General features: G+C 64.0%; 25 protein-coding genes. 13 read left to right on the forward strand and 12 right to left on the reverse strand.

Annotated features, from left to right (window positions below):
* Positions 1 to 39 precede the first annotated feature (39 nt).
* From D8W71_RS25885 to D8W71_RS25900, 4 genes are all read left to right on the forward strand, one after another.
* Positions 40 to 309: a GlsB/YeaQ/YmgE family stress response membrane protein gene (locus D8W71_RS25885; RefSeq protein ID WP_121117859.1), complete on the forward strand. Its 270-nt coding sequence runs from the start codon at positions 40 to 42 to the stop codon at positions 307 to 309.
* Between the two features lie 101 nt (positions 310 to 410).
* The gene (locus tag D8W71_RS25890; RefSeq protein WP_121117861.1) at positions 411 to 1,127 is read left to right on the forward strand and encodes a phosphatidylserine decarboxylase; all 717 of its coding nucleotides are present in this window, start codon (positions 411 to 413) and stop codon (positions 1,125 to 1,127) included.
* Between the two features lie 3 nt (positions 1,128 to 1,130).
* Positions 1,131 to 1,991: a CDP-diacylglycerol--serine O-phosphatidyltransferase gene (gene pssA / locus D8W71_RS25895; protein ID WP_121117863.1), complete on the forward strand. Its 861-nt coding sequence runs from the start codon at positions 1,131 to 1,133 to the stop codon at positions 1,989 to 1,991.
* Positions 1,988 to 4,141 (forward strand): AAA family ATPase, encoded by a 2,154-nt coding sequence (locus tag D8W71_RS25900; protein ID WP_121117865.1) that lies wholly within the window; start codon positions 1,988 to 1,990, stop codon positions 4,139 to 4,141. Before pssA ends, D8W71_RS25900 begins: the two co-directional genes overlap by 4 nt.
* A gap of 74 nt (positions 4,142 to 4,215) precedes the next feature.
* Here D8W71_RS25900 and D8W71_RS25905 read toward each other — a convergent pair whose 3' ends face one another.
* From D8W71_RS25905 to D8W71_RS25925, 5 genes are all read right to left on the reverse strand, one after another.
* Positions 4,216 to 4,968, reverse strand: coding sequence for an isocitrate lyase/PEP mutase family protein (locus D8W71_RS25905; protein WP_121117867.1), 753 nt, complete (start codon positions 4,966 to 4,968; stop codon positions 4,216 to 4,218).
* Positions 4,969 to 5,043: 75 nt separating this feature from the next.
* Positions 5,044 to 5,436 carry an NUDIX hydrolase gene (locus D8W71_RS25910; RefSeq protein WP_236078154.1) on the reverse strand — a complete coding sequence of 131 codons (393 nt, stop codon included), beginning with the start codon at positions 5,434 to 5,436 and terminating at the stop codon, positions 5,044 to 5,046.
* Positions 5,437 to 5,448: 12 nt separating this feature from the next.
* Positions 5,449 to 5,853: a VOC family protein gene (locus D8W71_RS25915; protein WP_121117871.1), complete on the reverse strand. Its 405-nt coding sequence runs from the start codon at positions 5,851 to 5,853 to the stop codon at positions 5,449 to 5,451.
* A gap of 5 nt (positions 5,854 to 5,858) precedes the next feature.
* Positions 5,859 to 6,332 carry an SRPBCC family protein gene (locus D8W71_RS25920; protein WP_121117873.1) on the reverse strand — a complete coding sequence of 158 codons (474 nt, stop codon included), beginning with the start codon at positions 6,330 to 6,332 and terminating at the stop codon, positions 5,859 to 5,861.
* Positions 6,325 to 6,660, reverse strand: coding sequence for an ArsR/SmtB family transcription factor (locus D8W71_RS25925; RefSeq protein WP_121117875.1), 336 nt, complete (start codon positions 6,658 to 6,660; stop codon positions 6,325 to 6,327). Before D8W71_RS25925 ends, D8W71_RS25920 begins: the two co-directional genes overlap by 8 nt.
* A 254-nt stretch (positions 6,661 to 6,914) precedes the next feature.
* Between D8W71_RS25925 and D8W71_RS25930 the strand changes: the two genes are divergently transcribed.
* The 6 genes from D8W71_RS25930 to mnhG are packed head-to-tail and all read left to right on the forward strand — an operon-like array spanning position 6,915 to position 13,272.
* On the forward strand, positions 6,915 to 9,758 hold the full coding sequence (locus D8W71_RS25930) for a Na+/H+ antiporter subunit A (protein ID WP_201265197.1): 2,844 nt from the start codon (positions 6,915 to 6,917) through the stop codon (positions 9,756 to 9,758).
* Complete coding sequence (locus D8W71_RS25935; protein ID WP_121117877.1) at positions 9,755 to 10,384, forward strand: Na(+)/H(+) antiporter subunit C; 630 nt, start codon at positions 9,755 to 9,757, stop codon at positions 10,382 to 10,384. Before D8W71_RS25930 ends, D8W71_RS25935 begins: the two co-directional genes overlap by 4 nt.
* Complete coding sequence (locus D8W71_RS25940) at positions 10,381 to 12,048, forward strand: Na+/H+ antiporter subunit D (RefSeq protein ID WP_121117879.1); 1,668 nt, start codon at positions 10,381 to 10,383, stop codon at positions 12,046 to 12,048. Before D8W71_RS25935 ends, D8W71_RS25940 begins: the two co-directional genes overlap by 4 nt.
* 5 nt (positions 12,049 to 12,053) lie before the next feature.
* Positions 12,054 to 12,692, forward strand: a complete 639-nt coding sequence (locus tag D8W71_RS25945) for a Na+/H+ antiporter subunit E (RefSeq protein WP_201265460.1) — start codon at positions 12,054 to 12,056, stop codon at positions 12,690 to 12,692.
* The gene (locus D8W71_RS25950) at positions 12,689 to 12,946 is read left to right on the forward strand and encodes a monovalent cation/H+ antiporter complex subunit F (RefSeq protein ID WP_121117883.1); all 258 of its coding nucleotides are present in this window, start codon (positions 12,689 to 12,691) and stop codon (positions 12,944 to 12,946) included. The genes D8W71_RS25945 and D8W71_RS25950 overlap by 4 nt, the downstream gene beginning before the upstream one ends.
* On the forward strand, positions 12,943 to 13,272 hold the full coding sequence (gene mnhG / locus D8W71_RS25955) for a monovalent cation/H(+) antiporter subunit G (RefSeq protein ID WP_121117885.1): 330 nt from the start codon (positions 12,943 to 12,945) through the stop codon (positions 13,270 to 13,272). The genes D8W71_RS25950 and mnhG overlap by 4 nt, the downstream gene beginning before the upstream one ends.
* Here mnhG and D8W71_RS25960 read toward each other — a convergent pair.
* The 5 genes from D8W71_RS25960 to D8W71_RS25980 form a co-directional block, all read right to left on the reverse strand.
* Entirely contained in the window at positions 13,250 to 14,587 is a 1,338-nt protein-coding gene (locus tag D8W71_RS25960; RefSeq protein ID WP_121117887.1) for a phosphatase PAP2 family protein, read from the reverse strand. The two genes, mnhG and D8W71_RS25960, sit on opposite strands and share 23 nt — an antisense overlap.
* A gap of 38 nt (positions 14,588 to 14,625) precedes the next feature.
* The gene (locus D8W71_RS25965) at positions 14,626 to 15,786 is read right to left on the reverse strand and encodes a glutamate--cysteine ligase (RefSeq protein WP_161965503.1); all 1,161 of its coding nucleotides are present in this window, start codon (positions 15,784 to 15,786) and stop codon (positions 14,626 to 14,628) included.
* 15 nt (positions 15,787 to 15,801) lie between these two features.
* Positions 15,802 to 16,494 carry a superoxide dismutase[Cu-Zn] gene (gene sodC / locus D8W71_RS25970; RefSeq protein ID WP_201265198.1) on the reverse strand — a complete coding sequence of 231 codons (693 nt, stop codon included), beginning with the start codon at positions 16,492 to 16,494 and terminating at the stop codon, positions 15,802 to 15,804.
* 106 nt (positions 16,495 to 16,600) lie between these two features.
* Positions 16,601 to 17,116 (reverse strand): LytR C-terminal domain-containing protein, encoded by a 516-nt coding sequence (locus D8W71_RS25975; RefSeq protein WP_236077614.1) that lies wholly within the window; start codon positions 17,114 to 17,116, stop codon positions 16,601 to 16,603.
* A gap of 81 nt (positions 17,117 to 17,197) precedes the next feature.
* Positions 17,198 to 17,527, reverse strand: coding sequence for a DUF3263 domain-containing protein (locus tag D8W71_RS25980; RefSeq protein ID WP_121117893.1), 330 nt, complete (start codon positions 17,525 to 17,527; stop codon positions 17,198 to 17,200).
* 252 nt (positions 17,528 to 17,779) lie between these two features.
* Between D8W71_RS25980 and D8W71_RS25985 the strand changes: the two genes are divergently transcribed.
* The 3 genes from D8W71_RS25985 to D8W71_RS25995 all read left to right on the forward strand — a co-directional run bounded on the left by D8W71_RS25985 (position 17,780) and on the right by D8W71_RS25995 (position 20,201).
* Positions 17,780 to 18,376: a peptide deformylase gene (locus tag D8W71_RS25985; RefSeq protein WP_121117895.1), complete on the forward strand. Its 597-nt coding sequence runs from the start codon at positions 17,780 to 17,782 to the stop codon at positions 18,374 to 18,376.
* Positions 18,377 to 19,318, forward strand: a complete 942-nt coding sequence (locus D8W71_RS25990; RefSeq protein ID WP_442971998.1) for an N-acetylglutamate synthase, CG3035 family — start codon at positions 18,377 to 18,379, stop codon at positions 19,316 to 19,318. It begins immediately after the preceding gene.
* An 82-nt stretch (positions 19,319 to 19,400) separates the two neighbouring features.
* Complete coding sequence (locus D8W71_RS25995; RefSeq protein WP_121119940.1) at positions 19,401 to 20,201, forward strand: exodeoxyribonuclease III; 801 nt, start codon at positions 19,401 to 19,403, stop codon at positions 20,199 to 20,201.
* On the opposite strand, the gene D8W71_RS26000 is transcribed toward D8W71_RS25995, so the two are convergent.
* Both D8W71_RS26000 and D8W71_RS26005 read right to left on the reverse strand, forming a co-directional pair.
* Positions 20,171 to 20,761 carry a hypothetical protein gene (locus D8W71_RS26000; protein WP_121117897.1) on the reverse strand — a complete coding sequence of 197 codons (591 nt, stop codon included), beginning with the start codon at positions 20,759 to 20,761 and terminating at the stop codon, positions 20,171 to 20,173. The genes D8W71_RS25995 and D8W71_RS26000 overlap by 31 nt on opposite strands.
* A 93-nt stretch (positions 20,762 to 20,854) precedes the next feature.
* Positions 20,855 to 21,181, reverse strand: coding sequence for a GNAT family N-acetyltransferase (locus D8W71_RS26005; RefSeq protein WP_121117899.1), 327 nt, complete (start codon positions 21,179 to 21,181; stop codon positions 20,855 to 20,857).
* Positions 21,182 to 21,186: the final 5 nt, after the last annotated feature.

Consider the following 21,186-nt stretch of genomic DNA (forward strand, 5'->3'; position numbering starts at 1 on the left):
CCTCAGCATCATTAACGGCATAGAAACGAGGGGGCACACATGTTGGGCCTGAGCATCATCGGATGGATTGTCATCGGCGGATTGGCCGGATGGATCGGCAGCAAGATCATGAAGACCGACGAGTCCATGGGAATTATCGCGAATATTGTCGTCGGCGTAGTCGGTGGACTCATCGGTGGCGGAATATTGAGCCTTCTTAACCGCGACGTTGAAGGTGGAGGCTGGATATTTAGCTTCCTGACCTGCCTGCTGGGCGCGTGCATACTTCTGTTCCTGGTCAAGAAGGTCATGGGCCGATCGAGGGCCTGACCTACTGCACGCATCGCACCTGCCGGGGCTACTCACGTACTGTGTGAGGCCCCGGCAGTGTCCGTTTCGGATGCCGTCAGTCGAACAGCACTAGGAGCGAAGTGGCCCGCCGTCCAGCCCCGATCGGTCAACCGCCCAGCAGTGGCATAGCGCACGTCGCCGAACTGGTGAAAAACGCAGTGCCGCCGCTGCACCCCGCTGGACTGCCCTTCGTCGCAGGTCCCCTGGCGGTAGCGGTGCTCGGACGCCGACACAAGTGGATCCGCCGCACAGGCCTGACCGCGGCCGGTGCATGCGCCACGTTCTTCCGGCACCCGAGCCGGGTTCCACCGAATCGCCCCGGCGTCGTCGTCGCCCCGGCCGACGGCTTGGTCACTTTGGTCGACTCCGCCGTGCCCCCGGCCGAACTCGATCTCGGTTCCACGCCTCTTCCTCGCGTGAGCATCTTTCTGTCCGTCCTCGATGTGCACGTTCAGCGGGTACCGGTCGGCGGTGAAGTACTCGAAGTGGTGCACCGTAAGGGCCAGTTCAAGTCAGCCGATCTCGCCGAGGCCAGCGAAGTCAACGAGCGAAACAGCATGCACATCCGCACTCCGTCCGGTCACGACGTCGGCGTAGTCCAGATCGCAGGCTTGATCGCTCGGCGAATCATCAACAACGCCAAGGTCGGCGACACCCTGTCGATAGGTGACACCTACGGCCTCATCAGGTTCGGATCCCGCGTCGACACCTATTTCCCGGCGGGGACGACGCTGTTGGTCGAACGTGGTCAGCGCGCTGTCGGCGCTGAAACGGTGCTCGCCGAACTTCCGCAGTAGACGATGATCACACGAAGAGCTCGCCCACCCGCTGCTGTTCGATTGTTGCCTTCGGTCGTTACGATCCTTGCGCTGTGCGCGGGACTGTCCGCGGTGAAGTTCGCGCTCGACGGGCAACTCGGAACGTCGCTGGCGATGATCGGCGCTGCCGCCATCCTCGATGCACTCGACGGTCGTATCGCGCGTCTCCTCGATGCCACCAGCAAGATCGGTGCCGAGCTCGATTCACTCGCCGACTCCATTTCGTTCGGTGTCGCGCCGGCATTGGTTCTGTACGTAACGCTTCTGGAGGGGTCGAGCGGCGGGTGGATCATCGCGCTCGTCTACGCCGTTGCCATGGTCCTTCGTCTGGCGCGGTTCAACACGTTGCTGGAAGAAGACGACACCCCCGGCTACGCCAGTGAGTTCTTCACCGGAGTTCCAGCCCCGGCAGGCGCTCTGATCGTCCTCACACCGATCGCGGCCTTCCAGGAATGGGGCGACGGGTGGTGGGCCTCGTTCTACGTGGTGGTCGGGTGGACACTGTTCACCGCCGGGCTGGCCGTCAGCCGGATTCCGACGCTTGCCCTCAAGACAGTGTCGGTGCCGCCGCGATTGGCTGCCGCACTGTTGATTCTCGTCGCCCTGGCCGCAGCCGCGTTGATCACGTTTCCGCTGGTTCTGCTCATGGTTCTGGTCGCAGTTTACTTGCTACACATTCCATTTGCGGTCCGTTCGCAGCGCTGGGTAGCTGCCCGCCCGTACACGTGGGACGCCAAACCCTCCGAACGCCGAGCCGAACGACGAGCGATTCGCCGTGCACCCGGCAACAACCGTCGGTCGGCGGCCAGGCTCGGTCTTCGTCGACCGAAGAGTCCGCAGTGACCGATCCGCAACTCGTCCTCACCGCACGGTTGAACACCTCGGCGGCCGACGCACGCCGCGGAGTAGTGCGCCTTCACCCAGAAGTGCTTGCTGCGCTGGGTATCCGCGAGTGGGACGCCATCGCGCTCGTCGGGGCCCGTCGTACAGCTGCCGTCGCAGGGAAGGCACCTGACGGCACGCCGCACGGGACAGCCTTACTCGACGACGTCACCCTGTCCAACGCAGGGATCAAGGAAAACGGCTCGGTCGCGATCACACCGGTTACGGTGTACGGAGCCAAAACGGTGACCCTGTCCGGTTCGTCGCTCGCGGTCGGATCGATTTCGGATCCAACCCTTCGCCAAGCACTGCTGGGGAAGGTTCTGAGCGTCGGAGACACCGTGTCCCTCCTCCCTCGCGATCTCGGTCCCGGCACGAGCACGAGCGCTGCCACACAAGCACTCTCACGTACCTTCGGCGTTGCATGGACGACCGAGTTGTTGACGGTGTCCGGGGCCGAGCCTTCAGGCGGTCCGGTGAGTGTGCAACCCAACTCCGCCGTCACCTGGGCCACCGCCCGATCTTCGGCGTCGGTTCACCGCGCAGCGCCCGAAAAGCGACCGGTGGTGCCCGTCACCGAACTGGTGGGCGTGTCGGCACAGCAGGCGAAGTTGTCGGAGTGGATCCGGTTGGCTCTCGACGAGTCCGAACTCCTTGCGAAGTTGGGCGCATCCCCGCACTTGGGTGTGTTGATCACAGGTCCTGCGGGGGTGGGCAAATCGACGCTCGCCCGGGCGGTACTGGCGGGAAGGACGGTAGTCGAGCTCGACGGGCCGTCCATCGGAGCGCTCGAAAGCTCTGCGCGAGTGGACGCGCTCTCGTCCGCCGTGGAGGCCCTTTCCGGAGGCGGGGTTCTCTTCGTCACCGATATCGACGCGCTTCTGCCGTCGGACGCCGAACCTGTGTCGACGCTCGTGTTGGATCAGATCGAGCGCGCGATCGACACGGCGGGCGTCGCATTCGTTGCCACCACCGCTCACCCCGAATCCACTGACGCACGATTACGAGCACAGAACCTCTGCGACCGAGAACTCACGCTGTCGCTGCCCGACGGTGCGGGCCGAACCGCGCTACTGGAACACCTTCTCCGCACCTCTCCGACCGACGGCCTGACCTTGGGCGACATCGCCTCTCGGACACCAGGTTTCGTGGTCGCCGACCTGGCTGCCCTGGTCCGCGAAGCCGCGCTGCGAGCAGCGTCGAGAGCCGGTAGCGACACCGCTGATCCGCGCATCACCCAGGACGATCTGGTCGGTGCGCTGGACGTGATCCGTCCCCTGTCACGCTCGGGCGCCGAGGAACTGTCCATCGGGAGCATCACGCTCGACGACGTCGGCGACATGGTCGAGACCAAACAAGCGCTCACCGAGGCTGTCCTGTGGCCGCTCCAGCATCCGGACTCGTTCTCTCGCTTGGGCATCGAACCCCCACGAGGAGTACTACTGTACGGTCCACCCGGATGCGGTAAGACGTTTCTGGTTCGGGCGCTCGCAAGTTCGGGCCAGCTCAGTGTCCACGCGGTCAAGGGCGCCGAGTTGATGGACAAGTGGGTCGGGTCCTCGGAAAAGGCTGTCCGTGAACTCTTTCAACGTGCACGAGATTCCGCGCCGTCCTTGATCTTTCTCGACGAGCTCGACGCTCTCGCGCCCCGCCGCGGCCAAAGCTCGGACTCGGGCGTCGGCGATCGTGTTGTCGCGTCCCTGCTGACCGAGCTCGACGGAGTGGAGCCTCTGCGCGACGTTGTGGTTCTCGGGGCCACGAACCGGCCCGATCTCATCGACCCAGCGCTGCTTCGGCCGGGGCGTTTGGAGCGACTCGTGTTCGTGCCACCTCCGGATGCCGACGCACGCAAGGACATTCTGAAAGCGTCGGGAAAATCTGTTCCGTTGGCCGAAGACGTGGATCTGGATGCACTGGCCGAACAGCTCGACGGCTACTCGGCCGCGGACTGTTCGGCGCTCCTGCGAGAGGCCGCCCTGACGGCGATGCGTCGGTCCATGGATGCCACCGATGTCACTGCGGCGGACGTGGAGGCTGCACGAAAGACGGTGCGCCCCTCGCTCGATCCAGAGCAAGTGGCGCACCTGAAGGCGTACAGCGCGGCGCGCTAGTGGCGTGGTTAAGTGCTCCACAGGGCACTTAACCACGCCACTGGCGGCGGAGCCGCCCAGCGCGAGAGGAAGCCTTACTTCCAGCGTCCGAGCAGCTTCGCGGCTTCACCTGCGAGTGCGCCCTGGAACAGCGGGCCGAAGCTGATGCGTCCCACGCCCAGCTCGGCGAAGTGCTTCAAGTCGCCGTCCGCCGGGTTGGCGATTGCGTTGACGGGCAGCGGGAGCTCCTCGACGAGACGCTTGTAGTCGGCGTCGTTGTGGAATCCGACCGGGTACAGCGAGTCGGCGCCTGCATCCGCGGCTAGCTTCATGCGGGCGATTGCGCGGTCGACGCGGTCACTTTCGTCACCGACCTGCTTGACGAACAGATCGGTACGGGCGTTGATGACCACGTGCACATCGGTGGCATCCGACGCCGTGCGCAGGGCGCCGACGAAATCAGCGTGTTCCTGCGCTTCGCGAAGCCGGCCACCTTCGCTGTGAACGGTGTCCTCGATGTTGAGGCCGACGGCACCTGCGGAAATGAGCCCGTCGATGAGGCGCTTGGGGTCCTCGCCGTAGCCGGCTTCGATGTCGACTGACAGCGGCACGTCGACGGCGGATGTGATCTGCGAGATGCGGGCGAGCAGTTCGTCGAAGGTGATGCCCTCGTTGTCCGGCTTACCGATCGAATCGGAGACGGGGTGGCTACCGACCGTCAGAGCGGTGAAACCTGCGGAGACCGCGAGGTTCGCCGACCACGCATCCCACACCGTGGGGAGCACGACCGGGTTGCCCGGCTTGTGGAGTTCGAGGAGGGTGGTCGCCTTCTGGGACAAGCTCGTCATTGAGACTCCTAAAGCGTCGAAGTGAGGAGAACGTACGTTCTCCTGCCAACAACGTACCCGAGGAGTCCATTCCCCTCAATCGATCAGATCGAGCTCACGCATCCGATCGAAGACCATCAGCGAACCAGGGGCGACATCGGGCATTGCCGCGTACTCGTTGCGAGTGAAGTAGCGAATCTCGGCTATCTCGCTGGTCGGCACGGGATCCGATGCCAGGTTCGCAACGAAGCAGTGAATCTCCAGCCCGGTTCCGGCCGGGTGCCCCCACGCTTCGCATTCGAAGACTCCGAGAAACTCGACGTCGGTCACCGCAGCATCGAGTTCCTCGCGGATCTCACGGTGCAGTGCCTCCAGCGGGCTCTCACCTGGGTCGATCTTGCCGCCGGCCATGTAGAACGCAGACTTCCCGACCGACCGAGCTTGGAGCATGCGACGGTCTCTCACGTAAGCCAGCCCAGCAGTTCGCATCACACGGACACGCTAGCGCGGGATCAATGGCTTGTCGGCGCGGGCTTTCAACTGCTGAACCGCCCAGGTGTTGCCGTCGGGATCCTCGAAGCCGAACAACGTGCCGCCGTCCCGTTCGTCGAACACAGTGATCTCGCCGGCCTCCACACCGCGCGCCAGCAACTCCTCACGCGCGGCGTAGGCATCCGCGACAACCAGCTGGAGCCCCTTGAGCGATCCGGGCACCATCTCCTGCTGTGACGGCAGATTTCCGATGACGATGGAGCACCCCGATCCCCGTGGAGTCAGTTGCGCGATGTGCATGTGCTCGTTGCGGGTGTCGTGATCGAGGTCGAATCCGACCTTGTCCCGGTAGAACTCGATGGACCGATCGAGATCTGCGACGGGCACGACGACCACTTCCAACGTCCAATCCATGACTGTCAGCTCCCTACGATCGCGTCGAGTCGCTCGTATCCCTGGGTGACACCCTTTTCCATTCCGCTCTGTGCCATACCGTCGCGCGCCTCCACCGAGGGGTAGGTGCTGTGGATGTCCAGGCGAGTTCTGCCGTCACCCAGATCCACGAAGGAGATCGATTCGAGGCTCACCACGTCTGGGTAGCCCTCGTACTCGAACGTCTGGATCGCGAACTCGTTCTCGCGCACGACGTGAAAGATGCCGTTGAAGGCGAACCGAGATCCTTCCGGATTGGTGTGGACGTAGCGATACCGGCCACCACTCACGAAGTCGTAGCGTTCGATCTCCATGTCGTAGCCATGGGGACCGAGCCACTGCTTGACCAGATCGGGCTCCTTGTGCGCACGGAACACTGCCGCGACGGGTGCGTCGAACTCGCGCGCGATGGTGATGAAGGGCAGGCCGTCGGGCGCGGTGACTGTGACGGGATTACTCATCGTCTTCCTCTTTCAGGTTGGCCAGCAGCCCGTCGAGCTTCCTGAACTGCTGTTCGTGGATGATGCGGTATTTGTCGATCCATGCGGTGAGCTCTTCGAGCCGTCCCGAGTCGAGATGGACGGGTCGACGCTGGGCATCGCGGGACCGAGTGACCAGGCCTGCGTTCTCGAGCACCTGGATGTGTCGAGACACCGCCTGTTTGCTGATATCGAACGGTTCGGCCAGGTCGTTGACCGTCTGCGGTCCACGACTGAGCCGAGCAACAATTGCCCGGCGAACCGGGTCTGCGAGTGCCATGAAGGCTTCGTCCAGACCGGATCCGCTCATTATCAACAAACTCCTTTATCAATGGATCTGTTGATTACAGTACGACGGCCCTGCTGCAGCGTCAAGCACACGTCCAATTTGTACCGAATGTCAGCGAGTCGGGGCCGCAAAGTAGGATGGAGTGAACTTATACTCGCCGGCCCAGCACACGGCTCGCGAGCATATTTTTCGATTGTTCGCCTACTCGACGCCGCCCAACTTTCCACCGCGACCCCCACTGGGGCAGTCGCAACCAGAGACGACGGAGTATCTTTTTGCTCGCTATCTTGATAGCGCACACGGTCGCGGCCGTGTTCGCGCCGCTATTGGTCCGCTGGTGGGGCCGCAACGCATTCTTCCCTCTAGCGCTCGTACCGCTCGCGAGCCTCGTCTGGGTGTTCGCCAATTGGAACACCGAGCAGTCCTTGGACATCGAATGGGTCCCTGGTCTGTCCATGAACTTCGACATGCGGTTCGATTCGCTCGCTGCGATCATGTCGCTACTCGTCCTGGGCATCGGCGCGCTGATTCTGGTGTACTGCGCCCGATACTTCGAGGACGACGAACCGCGCCTGGGCATCTTCGCTGCCGAGATGGTGGCATTCTCCGGCGCGATGTTCGGCCTCATCACCAGCGACAACATGCTAGTTCTGTACATCTTCTGGGAAATCACGACCGTCCTGTCGTTCCTCCTCGTCGGTCACTATGCCGAACGCGCATCGTCGCGCCGCGCAGCAACCCAGGCACTGCTGGTAACGACGGCAGGCGGGCTCGCAATGCTCGTCGGCATCATCATCCTCGGTCAGGTCGCGGGCAGCTACAACCTCTCCGAGATCATCGCCGATGCCCCGTCCGGCTGGCTTCCCGGTGTCGCGATCGTCTTGATCCTCGTCGGTGCGCTCTCGAAGTCCGCCATCGTCCCCCTGCACTTCTGGCTGCCTGGCGCGATGGCCGCGCCGACTCCCGTCAGCGGTTACCTGCACGCCGCTGCCATGGTCAAGGCCGGCATCTACCTGGTTGCGCGCCTCGCGCCCGGGTTCGCGGATTCAGGACCGTGGCGAGCGACGATCATCACCCTCGGACTGCTGTCGATGATCCTTGCGGGCTGGCGAGCGTTGCGCGCGTTCGACCTCAAACTGATCCTGGCTTTCGGAACGGTGAGTCAGCTCGGCTTCCTGATGGTGCTCGTCGGAATCGGCACCGAGAAGGCAATGCTGGCCGGCTTGACCATGGTCATTGCGCACGCGATGTTCAAAGCCGCGCTGTTCATGGTTGTCGGCATCATCGATCACACCACCGGTACCCGCGATATTCGCAAGCTCGCGCACCTCGGCAAGAAGGTGCCGATACTCGGCGGAATCGCCGCGTTGGCTGCGGCCAGCATGGCGGGCCTCCCGCCGTTCCTCGGGTTCGTCGGCAAGGAGACCGCGTTGTCCGCGGTGATCGGAACGCCCGCACTGAACCCGACCGTCAGCGTTCTCGTGGTCATCGGCCTGGTTGTCGGATCGATCCTGACCGTCACCTACAGCATCCGCTTCGTCTGGGGCGCCTTCGGCCGCAAGCAACTCAAGCGCCCGAGCCCGGCCGTGAAGAACATGCACGCACCCTCGGCGCTGTTCCTCGCGGCACCGGCCTTCCTCGCGGTTCTCGGCGCGGTTGCAGGCATCTTCTCCCCCGTCGTCGACCACATCGTCAGTCCGTACGCACGGACAGTCGATTCCTACGGCCAGGCGGCGTACCACCTCGCGCTGTGGCACGGTGTCAACCTGCCGCTCGGCCTCACGGTGATCGTCGTGACCGGCGGTGTCGGCCTGTTCGTCGCGCACCGCATGGTGAACCGACTCAAGTTCGAGCACCCGCCACTCGGCAACGCCGACCGGGTGTACGACTCGGTCCTCAAGGGCATGGACACCATCTCCATCCGCTTGACCGGAACCACACAGCGCGGATCGCTCCCCCTGACTCAGGGAACGATCCTGCTGACGCTGGTCCTGCTGCCGATTATCGTCCTCGCTGTCGGCGCCGAACCGGATCTGGACTTCGTGCTGTTCGAGACCCCCATGCAGATCGTGGTGTCGCTCATCATGATCTCCGGCGCACTCGGTGCGACCGTCATGCGTAACCGACTCGCAAGCGTCGTCCTGGTCGGTCTCACCGGATACGGCTGCGGCGTCATCTTCGCCGTCCACGGAGCACCCGACCTCGCACTCACACAGTTCCTCGTCGAGACCCTGACTCTGGTCGTCTTCGTGCTGGTACTGAGGAAGCTGCCCGCCGAAGTCGACGATCGCGGCTCGGCCGGATCCCGTCTGCCGCGAGCTGTGCTGTCGATCGCCGTCGGTGCGACGGTCACCGTCCTGGGCGCCTTCGCGATGAACGCGCGCAACTCGACCCCGATCTCACTGCAGCTTCCCGATGCTGCGTACCTGCTCGGCGACGGCAAGAACATCGTCAACGTACTGCTCGTCGACATTCGCGCGTGGGACACGATGGGCGAGGTCTCGGTCCTTCTCGTGGCCGCGACCGGCGTCGCGAGCCTCGTGTTCCGCAACCGCCGGTTCGGTACCGCGCCGCGGGTGGCCGACGCCCCTGCGACGGGTGCGGACAACGGCATCGGTTCCGACACGACGTGGCTGCTCGGAGGCGATCTCATCGATCCACGACACCGATCGCTGGTGCTCGAGGTGACGACGAGGTTGATCTTCCCGACGATCATGGTTCTGTCCGTCTACTTCTTCTTCTCCGGCCACAACGCGCCGGGCGGCGGATTTGCGGGCGGCCTCACCGCGGGTCTCGCTCTCGTGCTGCGCTACCTCGCAGGTGGCCGGTACGAACTCGGCGAAGCCGTCCCGATCGATGCAGGCAAGATCCTCGGCGCAGGCCTCGTGTTCGCCGTCGGCACCGCGATCTCGTCGATGTTCCTCGGTGCACCTGCGCTCTCGTCGGCCACGTTGGAATTGACGTTGCCGGTGCTCGGTGACATCAAGCTCGTCACCGCATTGTTCTTCGACCTCGGGGTGTATCTCATCGTGGTCGGTCTCGTACTCGACGTTCTCCGAAGCCTCGGTGCTCGTCTCGACGCTCAGGTGGAAATGCAGAGCCAGGTGAATGCCCGATGACCGCGAATCTCGGAATGCTGATCGTGGTGGGCATTCTCGTCGCGAGCGGCGTGTACCTACTGCTCGAGCGTTCGATCACCAAGATGCTGTTGGGGTTGCTGCTGTTCGGTAACGGCGTCAACATTCTGATCCTCACCGTCGGCGGCCCTCCTGGTACTCCGCCGATAGTCGGCAGGACCACCTCGATCCACGAGACCATGGCAGATCCGTTGGCGCAGGCGATGATTCTCACTGCCATCGTCATCACCATGGGCATCGCGGCGTTCGTCCTCGCCCTCGCCTACCGCTCCTTCACGCTCAACACCAAGGACGACGTCGAGAACGACCCCGAGGACACCAAGGTCTCCAAGCGTCGCTCGATGGCCGAGATGCCGGACCGAGATCGCTCGGACGACCCCGTCACCGGCGAACCGAGCTTCAGCGGTGACGCATTCGACTCACGGGGCAATCCCATACCGATCGAGGAATTGAAGAACATCGAAGATCTCGAATGCTACGAGGATCTGCACGAGGGCGACTTCGACGATGACGACGACGAACCCGACATGAGGGGTCTCGACGGCATCGACAGTGCAGTGGAAGACAAGCCGGCAGAGCGCCAAGCGAAGAAGGGAGACAAGAAGTGACCGTCTCCCCCGACGTCATCGACGTCCTCACCCCCCTGCCCGTATTGATCCCCCTGTTCGCTGCTGCTTTGACGCTCGTCGCAGGTAGGCGGCCGCGGGTTCAACGTTTCATCACCGTCGTCGCGTTGAGCGCCGTGGTCGCGGTGTCCGGCATGCTGCTCTATTTGGCCGACCGCGACGGCACGTCGGCACTGCAGGTCGGCGGCTGGGATTCCCCCATCGGAATTTCACTCGTGGTGGACCGGTTGTCGGCGATGATGCTGGTGGTCAGCGCGATCGTGCTGCTCGCCGTCATGGTGTACTCGATCGGCCAGGGCATCCGGGACGGCAACGAGAATCAGCCGGTCTCGATCTTCCTTCCGACCTATCTCGCGTTGACCGCAGGCATCTGCAATGCTTTCCTCGCAGGCGACCTGTTCAACCTCTACGTCGGGTTCGAGGTTCTGCTGGCGGCGTCGTTCGTGCTCCTGACATTGGGTGCGAGCGCGGATCGTGTGCGCGCGGGCGTCTCCTACGTGATGGTGTCGATGGTGTCGTCCCTGATCTTCCTGATCGGCATCGCCCTCGTCTACGCCGCCACCGGAACACTCAATCTCGCGCACATCGCAACTCGCCTCGACGACATCCCGACGGGCACGAGGACTGCAATCTTCGCGGTGCTGCTCGTCGCATTCGGAATCAAGGCGGCGGTGTTCCCACTGTCGACGTGGCTACCCGACTCCTATCCCACGGCGCCCGCACCGGTCACCGCAGTGTTCGCCGGCTTGCTGACGAAAGTCGGTGTGTACGCCATCATTCGCGCCCACACACTGCTCTTTCCCGACGGTTCGCTCGACAACGTCCTCATGGTCTGCGGTCTGTTGACGATGCTCGTCGGCATCTTCGGCTCGATAGCGCAGAGCGACATAAAACGTCTGCTGTCGTTCACCCTCGTCAGCCATATCGGCTACATGGTGTTCGGCGTCGCACTGTCCACTCAGTCCGGGCTGTCGGGCGCGATCTACTATGTCGCGCACCACATCATCGTGCAGACCACACTGTTCCTGGTCGTAGGACTCATCGAACGGCAAGCAGGCTCCTCGTCACTGAGGCGTCTCGGCGGACTCGCCGCGGCTAGCCCGGTGCTCGCGATCGTGTTCCTGGTCCCGGCACTGAACCTCGGTGGCATTCCGCCGTTCTCGGGCTTCATCGGGAAGGTCGCGCTCCTGCAGGCCGGTAGCGCACAGGGCAGCGTGCTGGCATGGATTCTCGTCGCGGGCGGCACGGTCACCAGCCTGCTGACGCTGTACGTCGTGGCCCGTGTCTGGACCAAGGCGTTCTGGCGAGCTCGCGCCGATGCCCCCGAGGGCGGCCTCGCCGACAACAGCCCGTCGGCGCTGCTCGACGATTCGTCGGATATCCAACTCGCAGACCGCGAGGACGTGGGCCGCATGCCGGCCTTCATGCTGATCCCGACGGTCGGTCTCGTGATCGTCGGACTAGCGCTGACGGTCTTCGCGGGACGAATCATCGACATCAGCGACCGGGCTGCAGCCGATCTTCGCGACAGGTCGGTCTACATCGACGCCGTCCGCGGGGCGGAATTCGTCGGAGACGAAGCACAGGCTTCAGTCGTCGGAGACAACACCGTCGATCGGATTGCCGGAGAGGAGGCGGGCAAATGAAGTATCTGAACCGCTTTCTGCTGCTCAGACTGTGGACGCTGGCCTGGCTCACCGCGGTGTGGGTGTTGTTGTGGGGCAACGTGAGTGCCGCGAACATCCTGGGCGGCATTGCCGTCGGCCTCGGCATCATGGTGTTCCTTCCGCTCCCCAAGGTCCCCGTCGAGGGCCGCATCCACTTGCTGTCGCTCGTTCGTCTCATCGGCGTATTTCTGTACTACGCAGTGGAATCGAGCGTCAACGTCGCATGGTTGGCGATCAGGCCCAAGGCACCGCCGGTCACGGGCGTTCTCCGCTGCCGCATCGCGATCAAATCGGATCTGGTGTTGACGCTGTTCGTCGACGCCATGAATCTCGTGCCGGGCACCATGGTGCTCGAGATCGACCAGACTCGCAGGTTGCTCTACGTTCACGTACTGGACATGGGCAGCCAGAAGGCCGTGGACGGCTTCTACAAGTACGTCCGCACACTCGAGAAAAAGTTCATCGCAGCGTTCGAACGTGACTCCGACTGGAAGCCGAGTCCTTTGCACTTCCAGGAGTACGAGCGGTACCACGGAGTTCTCGGTGACGATATCGCGACACCCAGCGACGGGCGCCGCGACGACAAGAAGATCGACGACGAACGAGAGGGGGACTGGACGTGACCGTCGTACTCGCTGTCTCCGGCGTGCTGCTCGTCGCGGCAGCCATTCTGACCGCCTACCGCCTGCTCGACGGACCCAGCACACTCGACCGACTCGTCGCGATGGACACGATTCTCGCGGTGTCGATGTGCGGCCTCGCTATCTGGTCGACCTACAGTCTCGACACGACGATCGTGCCTGCGATCGTCGCATTGTCGTTGGTCAGCTTCGTCGGTTCGGTCAGCGTCGCACGATTCAGAGTGAGGGACGAATGAACATGGTTCTGGAAGTGATCTCGGCGATCTTCATCCTTCTCGGCGCGATTCTGGCTTTCACCGCCGCAGTGGGAATCGTCCGGTTCCCCGACACGCTCTCACGCATGCACGCGGCCACGAAGCCGCAGGTGGTGGGCCTGATTCTGGTGCTGACCGGTGCTGTCATCCAGCTGCGCGGCAGCGTGGATATCTGGATGTTGGTGCTGGTCGGGGTGTTCACGCTCGTGACGGCACCTGTTATCGCGCATACCGTGGGTCGGGTCGCCTACCGTGAGCAGCGTGGACGCGACGGACTTCTCATCGTCAACGAGATGGACGAGTCCTGACCGGTACGTCTCGGCCGCCCCAGGTGGCAAGGGCGGTTCCGGGTGCGGCGAAGAACGTCGCGTAGAACATTCCGACCACCGAACCCATCAGGATCAGAATCGCCGGACCGAACAGTTCCGGATACGTTCCCATCGGCACGGCGAGGTAGCGGTAACTCAGCAGCAGCGTCAGCATCACCGCGGAGCCGTAGCCGACGAGCCGAATGCGCGCGGTGTCCCACCCGCGTTCCGGGTCGCGCAGAGTCGATTCCAGCGTCAGGCACAGCACGACGCCTGCAACCAGATCGACGCCGTAGTGGTAGCCGAAGCCGAGCGTCGCGGCGAGTGTGCACACGAGCCATGTCGTTCCGCCCAGACGAAGCCACCACGGCCCTGACCTGGAATGGACGAACAGACTCAGTGCCCACGCGGTGTGCAGGCTGGGCATGCAGTTGCGCGGCGTCTCGGTGTCGAACGGTATCTCGACGGGTGAGGTGTCGAACGGGACAACCCGTGGCCACAGGTTGCCGACCTCGAATCCCTGGCCTGCGGGACCGAACGCGAACATGGGTCCGACGACGGGGAACAGGATGTAGAAGATCGGGCCGACGAGTCCGATGAGCAGGAACGTGCGCACCAGGTAGTGCGATGGCCACGCCCGCCCCGACGCCACACCGCGCAGTTGGTAGATGGCGATTGCAATGGCCGCGACCGGGAGCTGGATGTACACCCAGTGCAACACTGCGAAGGCTACGGGTCCGAGAACGTCGAGCCAGCCTCCGACGATCCACGACGGGTTCGCCAGCGCGTGGTCCGCCAACTGGGCGTATTCGTCGAGAACATACGGTCTCACGATGGTGGTGATCTGGAGCCAGGCGTCCCCCGCCTTGGTTGCCAGAATCAACAACCCGCCGAGACAGACGGACCGAATGCCGCTGAGATCCCGTCGCCAGACCGTGAAGGCTGCCAAACCGGCAAGCGCGATGACCGCGCCGTTTCCGACTGCGAACGGTCTGCCTGCGTCCAGACGTAGAACCACCCCGACCAGGTCGATCGCGACGGCCAGCGACAGCGCCCATACTCGGGTTCGGAAGTTGACGCCGACCAGAGCGAGCGCCAAACCGCCCCATGGGACTGCCATCGATTTCGGAGTGCCCACGAAGTCGTTCCAAATGCTCGGAACGGGACCGGGAAAACCGTGGACCCCGGCCGCGATCTGCAACGATCCGAGGAAAACGAGCACCACGCCTGCTCCGACGCCATACCACCGTAGTGCTCCAGGTGCCGCTCGCGCGACACGTGTAAGCCTCTCGTCCCCCTGAAGCACGCCGTTCATAGTAAACGGTAAATGAACGACCGATTACATCGAAGCGATCACAATTTCAGGTCGTTCACCAAGGATTCGACCACGGATCGCAGGTTGCCGCCCGAATCTGCGGCCACACGGCGTTGCCTTTGATAGGACGCGCCACGTCGCGGAATTTCGGCTACCGAGGCCAGCTCGTCGGCACACCCGAGTCGAACGGCCGTCGGAGTGAGCTTCTCCAGCAGGTCGTTCAGATCGTCCGTCATCAAGCGCTCGTTGCTGTCCGCGTCGAGGATGATTTCCGCATCGAGGCCGTATCTGGCGGCCCGCCACTTGTTCTCCTGGACGTGCCACGGCGGCATGCTCGGGAGCACCTCACCTGCTTCCAGCCGTTCGTCGAGGTCGACGATGAGGCAGTGCGTCAGTGCTACGAGTGCAGCCAGTTCCCGTTTTGTGGACGCACCGTCACACACCCGAACCTCGATGGTTCCCCATTTCGGAGCCGGCCTGATGTCCCAGTGCATTCCACCGAGCTGTTCGATGACGCCGGTCTTCATCTGGTCGCGCACGAAGGCCTCGAACTGAGACCAGTCCTCGAACTGGAAAGGCAGACCGGCGGTCGGAAGTTGCTGGAACATCAACGCCCGATTGCTTGCATACCCGGTGTCGTTACCCGCCCAGATCGGCGACGAAGCAGACAGCGCGAGCAGGTGCGGGTACTGCAGCAGCAATGAGTTGAGAATCGGGAAAACCTTGTCCGGAGACGAGACTCCCACATGAACGTGGACACCCCAGATGAGCATCTGACGACCCCACCACTGAGTCCTGGCGATCAGCTCGTCGTAACTCGGTGAGCGGGTCAGCACCTGTGTCGACCACTCTGCGAACGGATGCGTTCCCGCCGAGAACAATTCGATTCCCAGCGGATCCGCGGCGCGCCGAACGAGATCCAACGAGTCTCCGAGATCGTCCATCGCCTCACCGACGTTCTCGCATACGCCCGTGACCAGTTCGACGGTATTACGCAGGAGTTCCTTCGTGACCCGAGGGGTCTGCGCACCCGCCAACTCGGTGACACCGTCCATGACCTCGGCCGCAGAGTTGACCAGGTCGAGAGACTCACTGTCGACCAGGGCAATCTCCCACTCGACCCCGAGGGTCGGGCGGGAGGAACTGTTGAATTCGATAGCGGGCGCGGGGCCCGCGTGGTGTGCGGAGCGACCAGGCATTACGGTCGCGTTCGCCTAGTCCAGAACCGCGCAGGCGGCCCGGCCGCCTGCATCACCGGTCATCAAGGTGTTCATGTCAGGCACGGTGGCGCCGTCGGCGAGTGTGTAGCGAGGCGGGATATTCGCGAAGTTGTCCGGGCCTTCGTGAATGATGATCGACCGTCCACCGTCGGCGCGCAGATCCTCCAGCGTGACTGCATCGGTCGTCGTCGTCAGGCTGGCGGTGCCGTCTTCCCTGACCTGAAGCGACGTCAGGTCACCGCTCGATGGATGCTCGGTGCGGCCGTCGACCTGGAGATGACCACCTGCGGACAGAAACGCACCCGGCTCGCCGCCTGCCGGCGCGACCGAGTTGGGCTCGCACGCTCCGACGGTGTGGATGTGCAGCCCGTGGAAGCCCGGTGTCAGATCCTCGGCCTCGATGGTGACAACGAGATGATCGTCCTCGGAGGTGAACGAAACGGTGCCGACCGTGGCGCCTGCGGCGTTCTTGAACTCGGACTCGATGGTGCTCTCCGGAGCGTCAGCGGCGACGCCGTGTCCGCTCGGATCCTCGTGGCCGGTCCAGACGGCGGGGGTCGTGCCCGGAACGTCGGAGGGAGTCTCGGGAGCCGTGCACGCGACCACACCGAATGCGGCCACTGCAACCACGGGGGTCACCAAGCGCCAGGAGCGGATCGCCGATCGGACAGAACTGGTCGGTGCCATGGAAAGAGCTCCTTCGTGGGGCCGGGCGAACGTTGCATCGATCATAACTATGCCCGGTAGTAGTGGCTCGACGGGCTCAGCTGCAGAAGATCTGTGTGCACTTCGGTCACTGCGTGACCATGACGATGACCCCGTTCCCGAAGCCGGTCACCGTCCTAGGCAGTGCCGCCGCGGTCGCGCCCAGCTGCTGGGCGATCTCCTCCGCCGCGCTCTCGGCGCCGGAATCAGTGCCGTAGTACACCGTGGTGGAGGCGACCTGAGTCTCGGCGTAGTTCCCGGTCTCCGCGATCGTCCACCCTTCGGCGGTCAGAGTCGCCGCCGTCGTAGCAGCAAGACCAGACACGTCACTGTTGTTCAGTACCCGAAGATCGATGTCGGCTGGTCCCGCCGACGTGGTCGGTGCACTCGACGTGGTCGAGGTTACCGCGGGCGACTGTCCAGCTCCGCTTGCGGGCGTAGTCGCCGCGACCTCGCTGGTGGCCTCGGGGGCGGCGGCTTCGTCGCCGCCGGAATCGGTCAAGGACAACGCACCGATCGCCGCGAACAGAATCGCGAGCGAAATGAGAACCATCGCCAGGGCGCGGAGCGGAGGGCCGGACGATTCCGGATTGGGACTGCTCACACCGACAGACACTAGTGGATTGCCACGGCGTCACCGGACATGCGCCGCTTCTTCACATGCGCCGCCTCGGACAGTACTGCTCTAGACCTCGAAGCCGAGTCGACGTGCCGCCCGGGCCTTCTGCCTGCTCGCCCGGAGCCTACGAAGACGCTTGACCAGCATCGGGTCTGCGGCAAGGGACTCGGGACGATCGACGAGAGCGTTGAGAACCTGGTAGTACCGGGTTGCGGACATCGAGAAAAGTTCCTTGATGGCCTCTTCTTTTGCACCGGCGTACTTCCACCACTGACGCTCGAACGACAGGATGTCGTGCTCCCGACGCGTCAGACCGTCGGCGCCGACCTCGTTGATGTCTTTGGTTTTGTCCGATTGCTGAGATTGGTTCTGCTCACGCGCTGCTGCGCCGTCCATCTCACTCCTCGACTTCCAGGACCCGCGTCAGCAGGTCCCTCACTCTGTGCCTAGTTGCCGCCATGCCGGTCCCCCTCGACCCGCGTCGACGCACCCGAAGACGGGGCAGCCGGCACGAAATTACACGCGTGTGTTTCGGGTTCATTCAACCACGGTGAGCACGACCCGGCGGGCGCGTGCGCTACTCGCGGCGAGTCGCGCGTCGTCACCGTGTGCACCGACTCACCGCCGACGCCAGTATTCTTGTCGACCATGGCAATTCTCCCGATCCGGATCGTCGGCGACCCGGTCCTGCACACCCCGACTTCCCCCGTCACCCAGACGCCGGCCGAACTCGCCGACCTTATCGCGAACATGTACGAGACGCTGGCCGCTGCGAACGGTGTCGGCCTCGCTGCGAACCAGGTCGGCGAACCACTCCGGTTGTTCATCTACGACTGCCCGGACGAGGGCCCCGACGGTAAGGTGATTCGGCGCACAGGCGCAGTGATCAACCCGGTCCTCGAGACCTCGGACATTCCCGAGACCATGCCCGATCCCGATGACGACGACGAAGGTTGCCTGTCCGTCCCCGGCGAGCAATACCCGACCGGCCGCGCCGACTGGGCGCGAGTCACCGGCACCGACGCCAGCGGTGAGCCCGTCGACATCGAAGGAAAGGGCTTCTTCGCACGGATGCTGCAGCACGAGGTCGGGCATCTCGACGGCTTCCTGTACGTCGACGTTCTCATCGGGCGAAACGCACGGGCCGCGAAGAAGGCCATCAAGCGCGCCGGTTGGGGCAAGCCTGGCCTGTCGTGGATTCCGGGCACCGTCGACGATCCGTTCGGTCACGACGAGGAAGACTGAGTGGTCTCTGCAGTTGCGCTGGGCACTCGCGTCACGATGCGGTACCGGCTTCCGCCCGGGCACAGTCATCCGATGACCGACGTGATCGGGACGTTGATCGAGAACGCCGACTCGGTTGTTGCTGTCGAAGCTTCGGACGGACGAATCGTCAGGGTCGCGCCGGATCGCGTCGTCGCACTCAAGGCGCTCGGTTCGCGTCCGATCAGAACATCCGAGATTCGCGCGCTCGAGAGTGCAGCAGCCGACGGATGGCCTGGCGTCGACCAGGAATGGATCGACGGGTGGCTACTACGCGCCGGTCACGGGTTCACCGGTCGGGCGAATTCGGCGGTGCCGTTGGCGCCGCAGGCCTCTCGCGCGTCGCTGGGGAAGGTGGAAGCGTGGTTCGCCGCCCGCGGACTTCCGGCGGTGTTGCTGCTTCCAGACCGGCTCGGCGACGCTCCTGCCGGTTGGACCACCCGTCACGAGACGCTGGTGATGGCCGGCGATATATCCAGGTTGGAACTGCCGCCGGAGTCCGTGTCGGTGATCTCGGCCGCGCCGGACGACGACTGGCTCGGGCTCTATCGCTACCGCGGAAGACCGTTGCCCGACGGTGCCCTCGAGGTCATTACTGCAGTACGCGACGGCGTGGCCGGTTTCGCCCGATTCGGAAGTGCTGCCTCGGACATGCTGGCGATCGGCCGCGCCGCGGTGACGGCCGCTCCGGACGGACGTCGATGGGTCGGCTTGACGGCCATCGAGGTGGCGGAGGAACACCGCCGCAACGGACTCGGGACGCGGATCTGCGGCGAGCTCGTCGTCTGGGGGCTCGAACACGGCGCAACACACGCGTACCTGCAGGTGTCGGCCGCCAACGAGGGCGCAATCGCGATGTACCGGGCGCTCGGGTTCACCGAGCATCACCGGTATCGCTACGCCGACGTGACCGAAATGCCGTGAGCGAAAATACATAGCCCACTGTGAATTTTCGTTCACGTGCCGGCGCTTCGCCGTGTCGGTGACCTCGGCTAGTCTTGCCGCCGTGCGATTGGCTACCTGGAATGTGAACTCCGTCCGCTCTCGGCAGGATCGGATCGTCGACTGGTTGCAGCGGTCCGACATCGATGTCCTGGCGATGCAAGAGACCAAGTGCAAGGACGCGCAGTTTCCGTACGAGCGGTTCACCGACATCGGGTACGAGGTGGCTCACGTCGGGCTGAGCCAGTGGAACGGTGTTGCGCTGCTGTCCCGCGTCGGCCTGGACGACGTCCAGATCGGGTTCGAAGACCAGCCCGGCTTCAGCAAGGACCCGGAGGTCGAGGCAGTTCGCGAGGCGAGGGCGATCGGCGCGACCTGCGGTGGCGTCAGGGTGTGGAGCCTGTACGTGCCCAACGGCCGCGAACTATCCGACCCGCACTACACCTACAAGCTCGAATGGCTCGCGAAACTCCGCGCCGACGCCCAGGCCTGGGTCTCGTCGGATCCGCAGGCTCAGATCGCGTTGGTGGGTGACTGGAATATCGCGCCGACCGACGACGACGTGTGGGACCCTGCGCTGTTCGAAGGCAAGACCCACACCTCGCAGCCCGAACGCGACGCCTTCGACGCCTTTGCCGAAGTCGGCTTCTCCGAGGTGACTCGCCAGTTCACTCCCGAGCCGCGAACGTTCACGTACTGGGACTACACCCAGCTGCGGTTCCCGAAGAAGCAAGGTCTACGCATCGACATGGCATTGGCGTCGCCTGCCCTCGCGGCACGTGTCTCCGGCGCGTCGATCGATCGCGAGGAGCGCAAGGGAAAGGGCGCGAGCGATCACGCCCCGGTCGTCGTCGACATTTCCTGACGGTAAGTGCTTGCGGCAAGCGCTACCGCTCCGACGAGGATCAGCAGTCCGTGGGCGATGCGCACCCACGGCGGCGCGAAGAACTGGGGCAAGAACACTACGAAACCGGCGGCGAACACCCAGGCCTGCCACGTGCCGAGCCCGCGTGCGAGAACGATCGCGCCCACGGCGATCGCCAGCAGCCCTGCGCCGAACATGACCGTCTGCGTGGGTCCGTACCGGATGGGTTCGGCCAGCTCCATCAGGCTGTAATCGCCGGAGTTCTGCGCCTGTGAGCCGAGGACGTTCAGTGCGAACGTCTCGGCGCCGTAGTACGGCAGTACGAGCCCGGCGCCGACCCATATCGCCACCTCTGCGCCGGCGCTGGCGCCGAGAGAGCGAACCGCGAGAGCGAGCGCCACGAACCCGATCATCGCGCTGACGTGCGCTGCCACCCACAGGGGTGAGGCGAAGGCGTCGGCGGCCGCGAGTCCGATCTCCGACGAGTAAGGGCGCAACACCGAGTAGGCCGCGAAGAATATTCCGGTGGCGACGAGCAATACGACCGCGGATCGCTGCATTGGTTTCACTCTCCCTCAATCGGAGAGCGTCGCTCTCCGTTGAGAGCAGTATTCACCGGCGCATCGCCGCGCGCAAGAGCAGTGCTCTCGCATCTACTCGATCAGGTCGAGGAATTCAGGGTTCCGCGCGAGGTATCGGCGAACATAGGTGCAGATCGGGACGATGCGCCATCCCCTGTCCCTGGCGGTGTTCAGCGCGCCCCGGACGAGCACAGCGGCCCACCCCCGATCGCCGAATTCCTCCTTGACGACCGTATGCATGAAGGCAACGGCCCCGTCGCCCGCATCCCGATAGCCCAGAATCCCGACGAGATCGTCGGCGACGAACAGGTCGAAACGCGCGTGGGTGACGTTGTCCTCGATACGAACCGCCGACGCGAGGGTTGAAGGCGACGCGAGATCCAATCGATCGTGATCCATGCCAC

The organism is Rhodococcus sp. P1Y, assembly GCF_003641205.1.
Lineage (GTDB): Bacteria > Actinomycetota > Actinomycetes > Mycobacteriales > Mycobacteriaceae > Rhodococcoides.

Bases quoted from the DNA above. Each gene is read 5' to 3' on its own strand.
- D8W71_RS26000 (WP_121117897.1), bottom strand. From the start codon at position 20,761: ATGCAGCGATCCGCGGTCGTATTGCTCGTCGCCACCGGAATATTCTTC.
- D8W71_RS25960 (WP_121117887.1), bottom strand. From the start codon at position 14,587: ATGAACGGCGTGCTTCAGGGGGACGAGAGGCTTACACGTGTCGCGCGA.
- D8W71_RS26005 (WP_121117899.1), bottom strand. From the start codon at position 21,181: ATGGATCACGATCGATTGGATCTCGCGTCGCCTTCAACCCTCGCGTCG.
- D8W71_RS25915 (WP_121117871.1), bottom strand. From the start codon at position 5,853: ATGGATTGGACGTTGGAAGTGGTCGTCGTGCCCGTCGCAGATCTCGAT.
- D8W71_RS25965 (WP_161965503.1), bottom strand. From the start codon at position 15,786: ATGCCTGGTCGCTCCGCACACCACGCGGGCCCCGCGCCCGCTATCGAA.
- D8W71_RS25920 (WP_121117873.1), bottom strand. From the start codon at position 6,332: ATGAGTAATCCCGTCACAGTCACCGCGCCCGACGGCCTGCCCTTCATC.
- sodC (WP_201265198.1), bottom strand. From the start codon at position 16,494: ATGGCACCGACCAGTTCTGTCCGATCGGCGATCCGCTCCTGGCGCTTG.
- mnhG (WP_121117885.1), top strand. From the start codon at position 12,943: ATGAACATGGTTCTGGAAGTGATCTCGGCGATCTTCATCCTTCTCGGC.
- D8W71_RS25885 (WP_121117859.1), top strand. From the start codon at position 40: ATGTTGGGCCTGAGCATCATCGGATGGATTGTCATCGGCGGATTGGCC.
- D8W71_RS25925 (WP_121117875.1), bottom strand. From the start codon at position 6,660: ATGAGCGGATCCGGTCTGGACGAAGCCTTCATGGCACTCGCAGACCCG.
- pssA (WP_121117863.1), top strand. From the start codon at position 1,131: ATGATCACACGAAGAGCTCGCCCACCCGCTGCTGTTCGATTGTTGCCT.
- D8W71_RS25980 (WP_121117893.1), bottom strand. From the start codon at position 17,527: ATGGACGGCGCAGCAGCGCGTGAGCAGAACCAATCTCAGCAATCGGAC.
- D8W71_RS25935 (WP_121117877.1), top strand. From the start codon at position 9,755: ATGACCGCGAATCTCGGAATGCTGATCGTGGTGGGCATTCTCGTCGCG.
- D8W71_RS25985 (WP_121117895.1), top strand. From the start codon at position 17,780: ATGGCAATTCTCCCGATCCGGATCGTCGGCGACCCGGTCCTGCACACC.
- D8W71_RS25905 (WP_121117867.1), bottom strand. From the start codon at position 4,968: ATGACGAGCTTGTCCCAGAAGGCGACCACCCTCCTCGAACTCCACAAG.
- D8W71_RS25910 (WP_236078154.1), bottom strand. From the start codon at position 5,436: ATGCGAACTGCTGGGCTGGCTTACGTGAGAGACCGTCGCATGCTCCAA.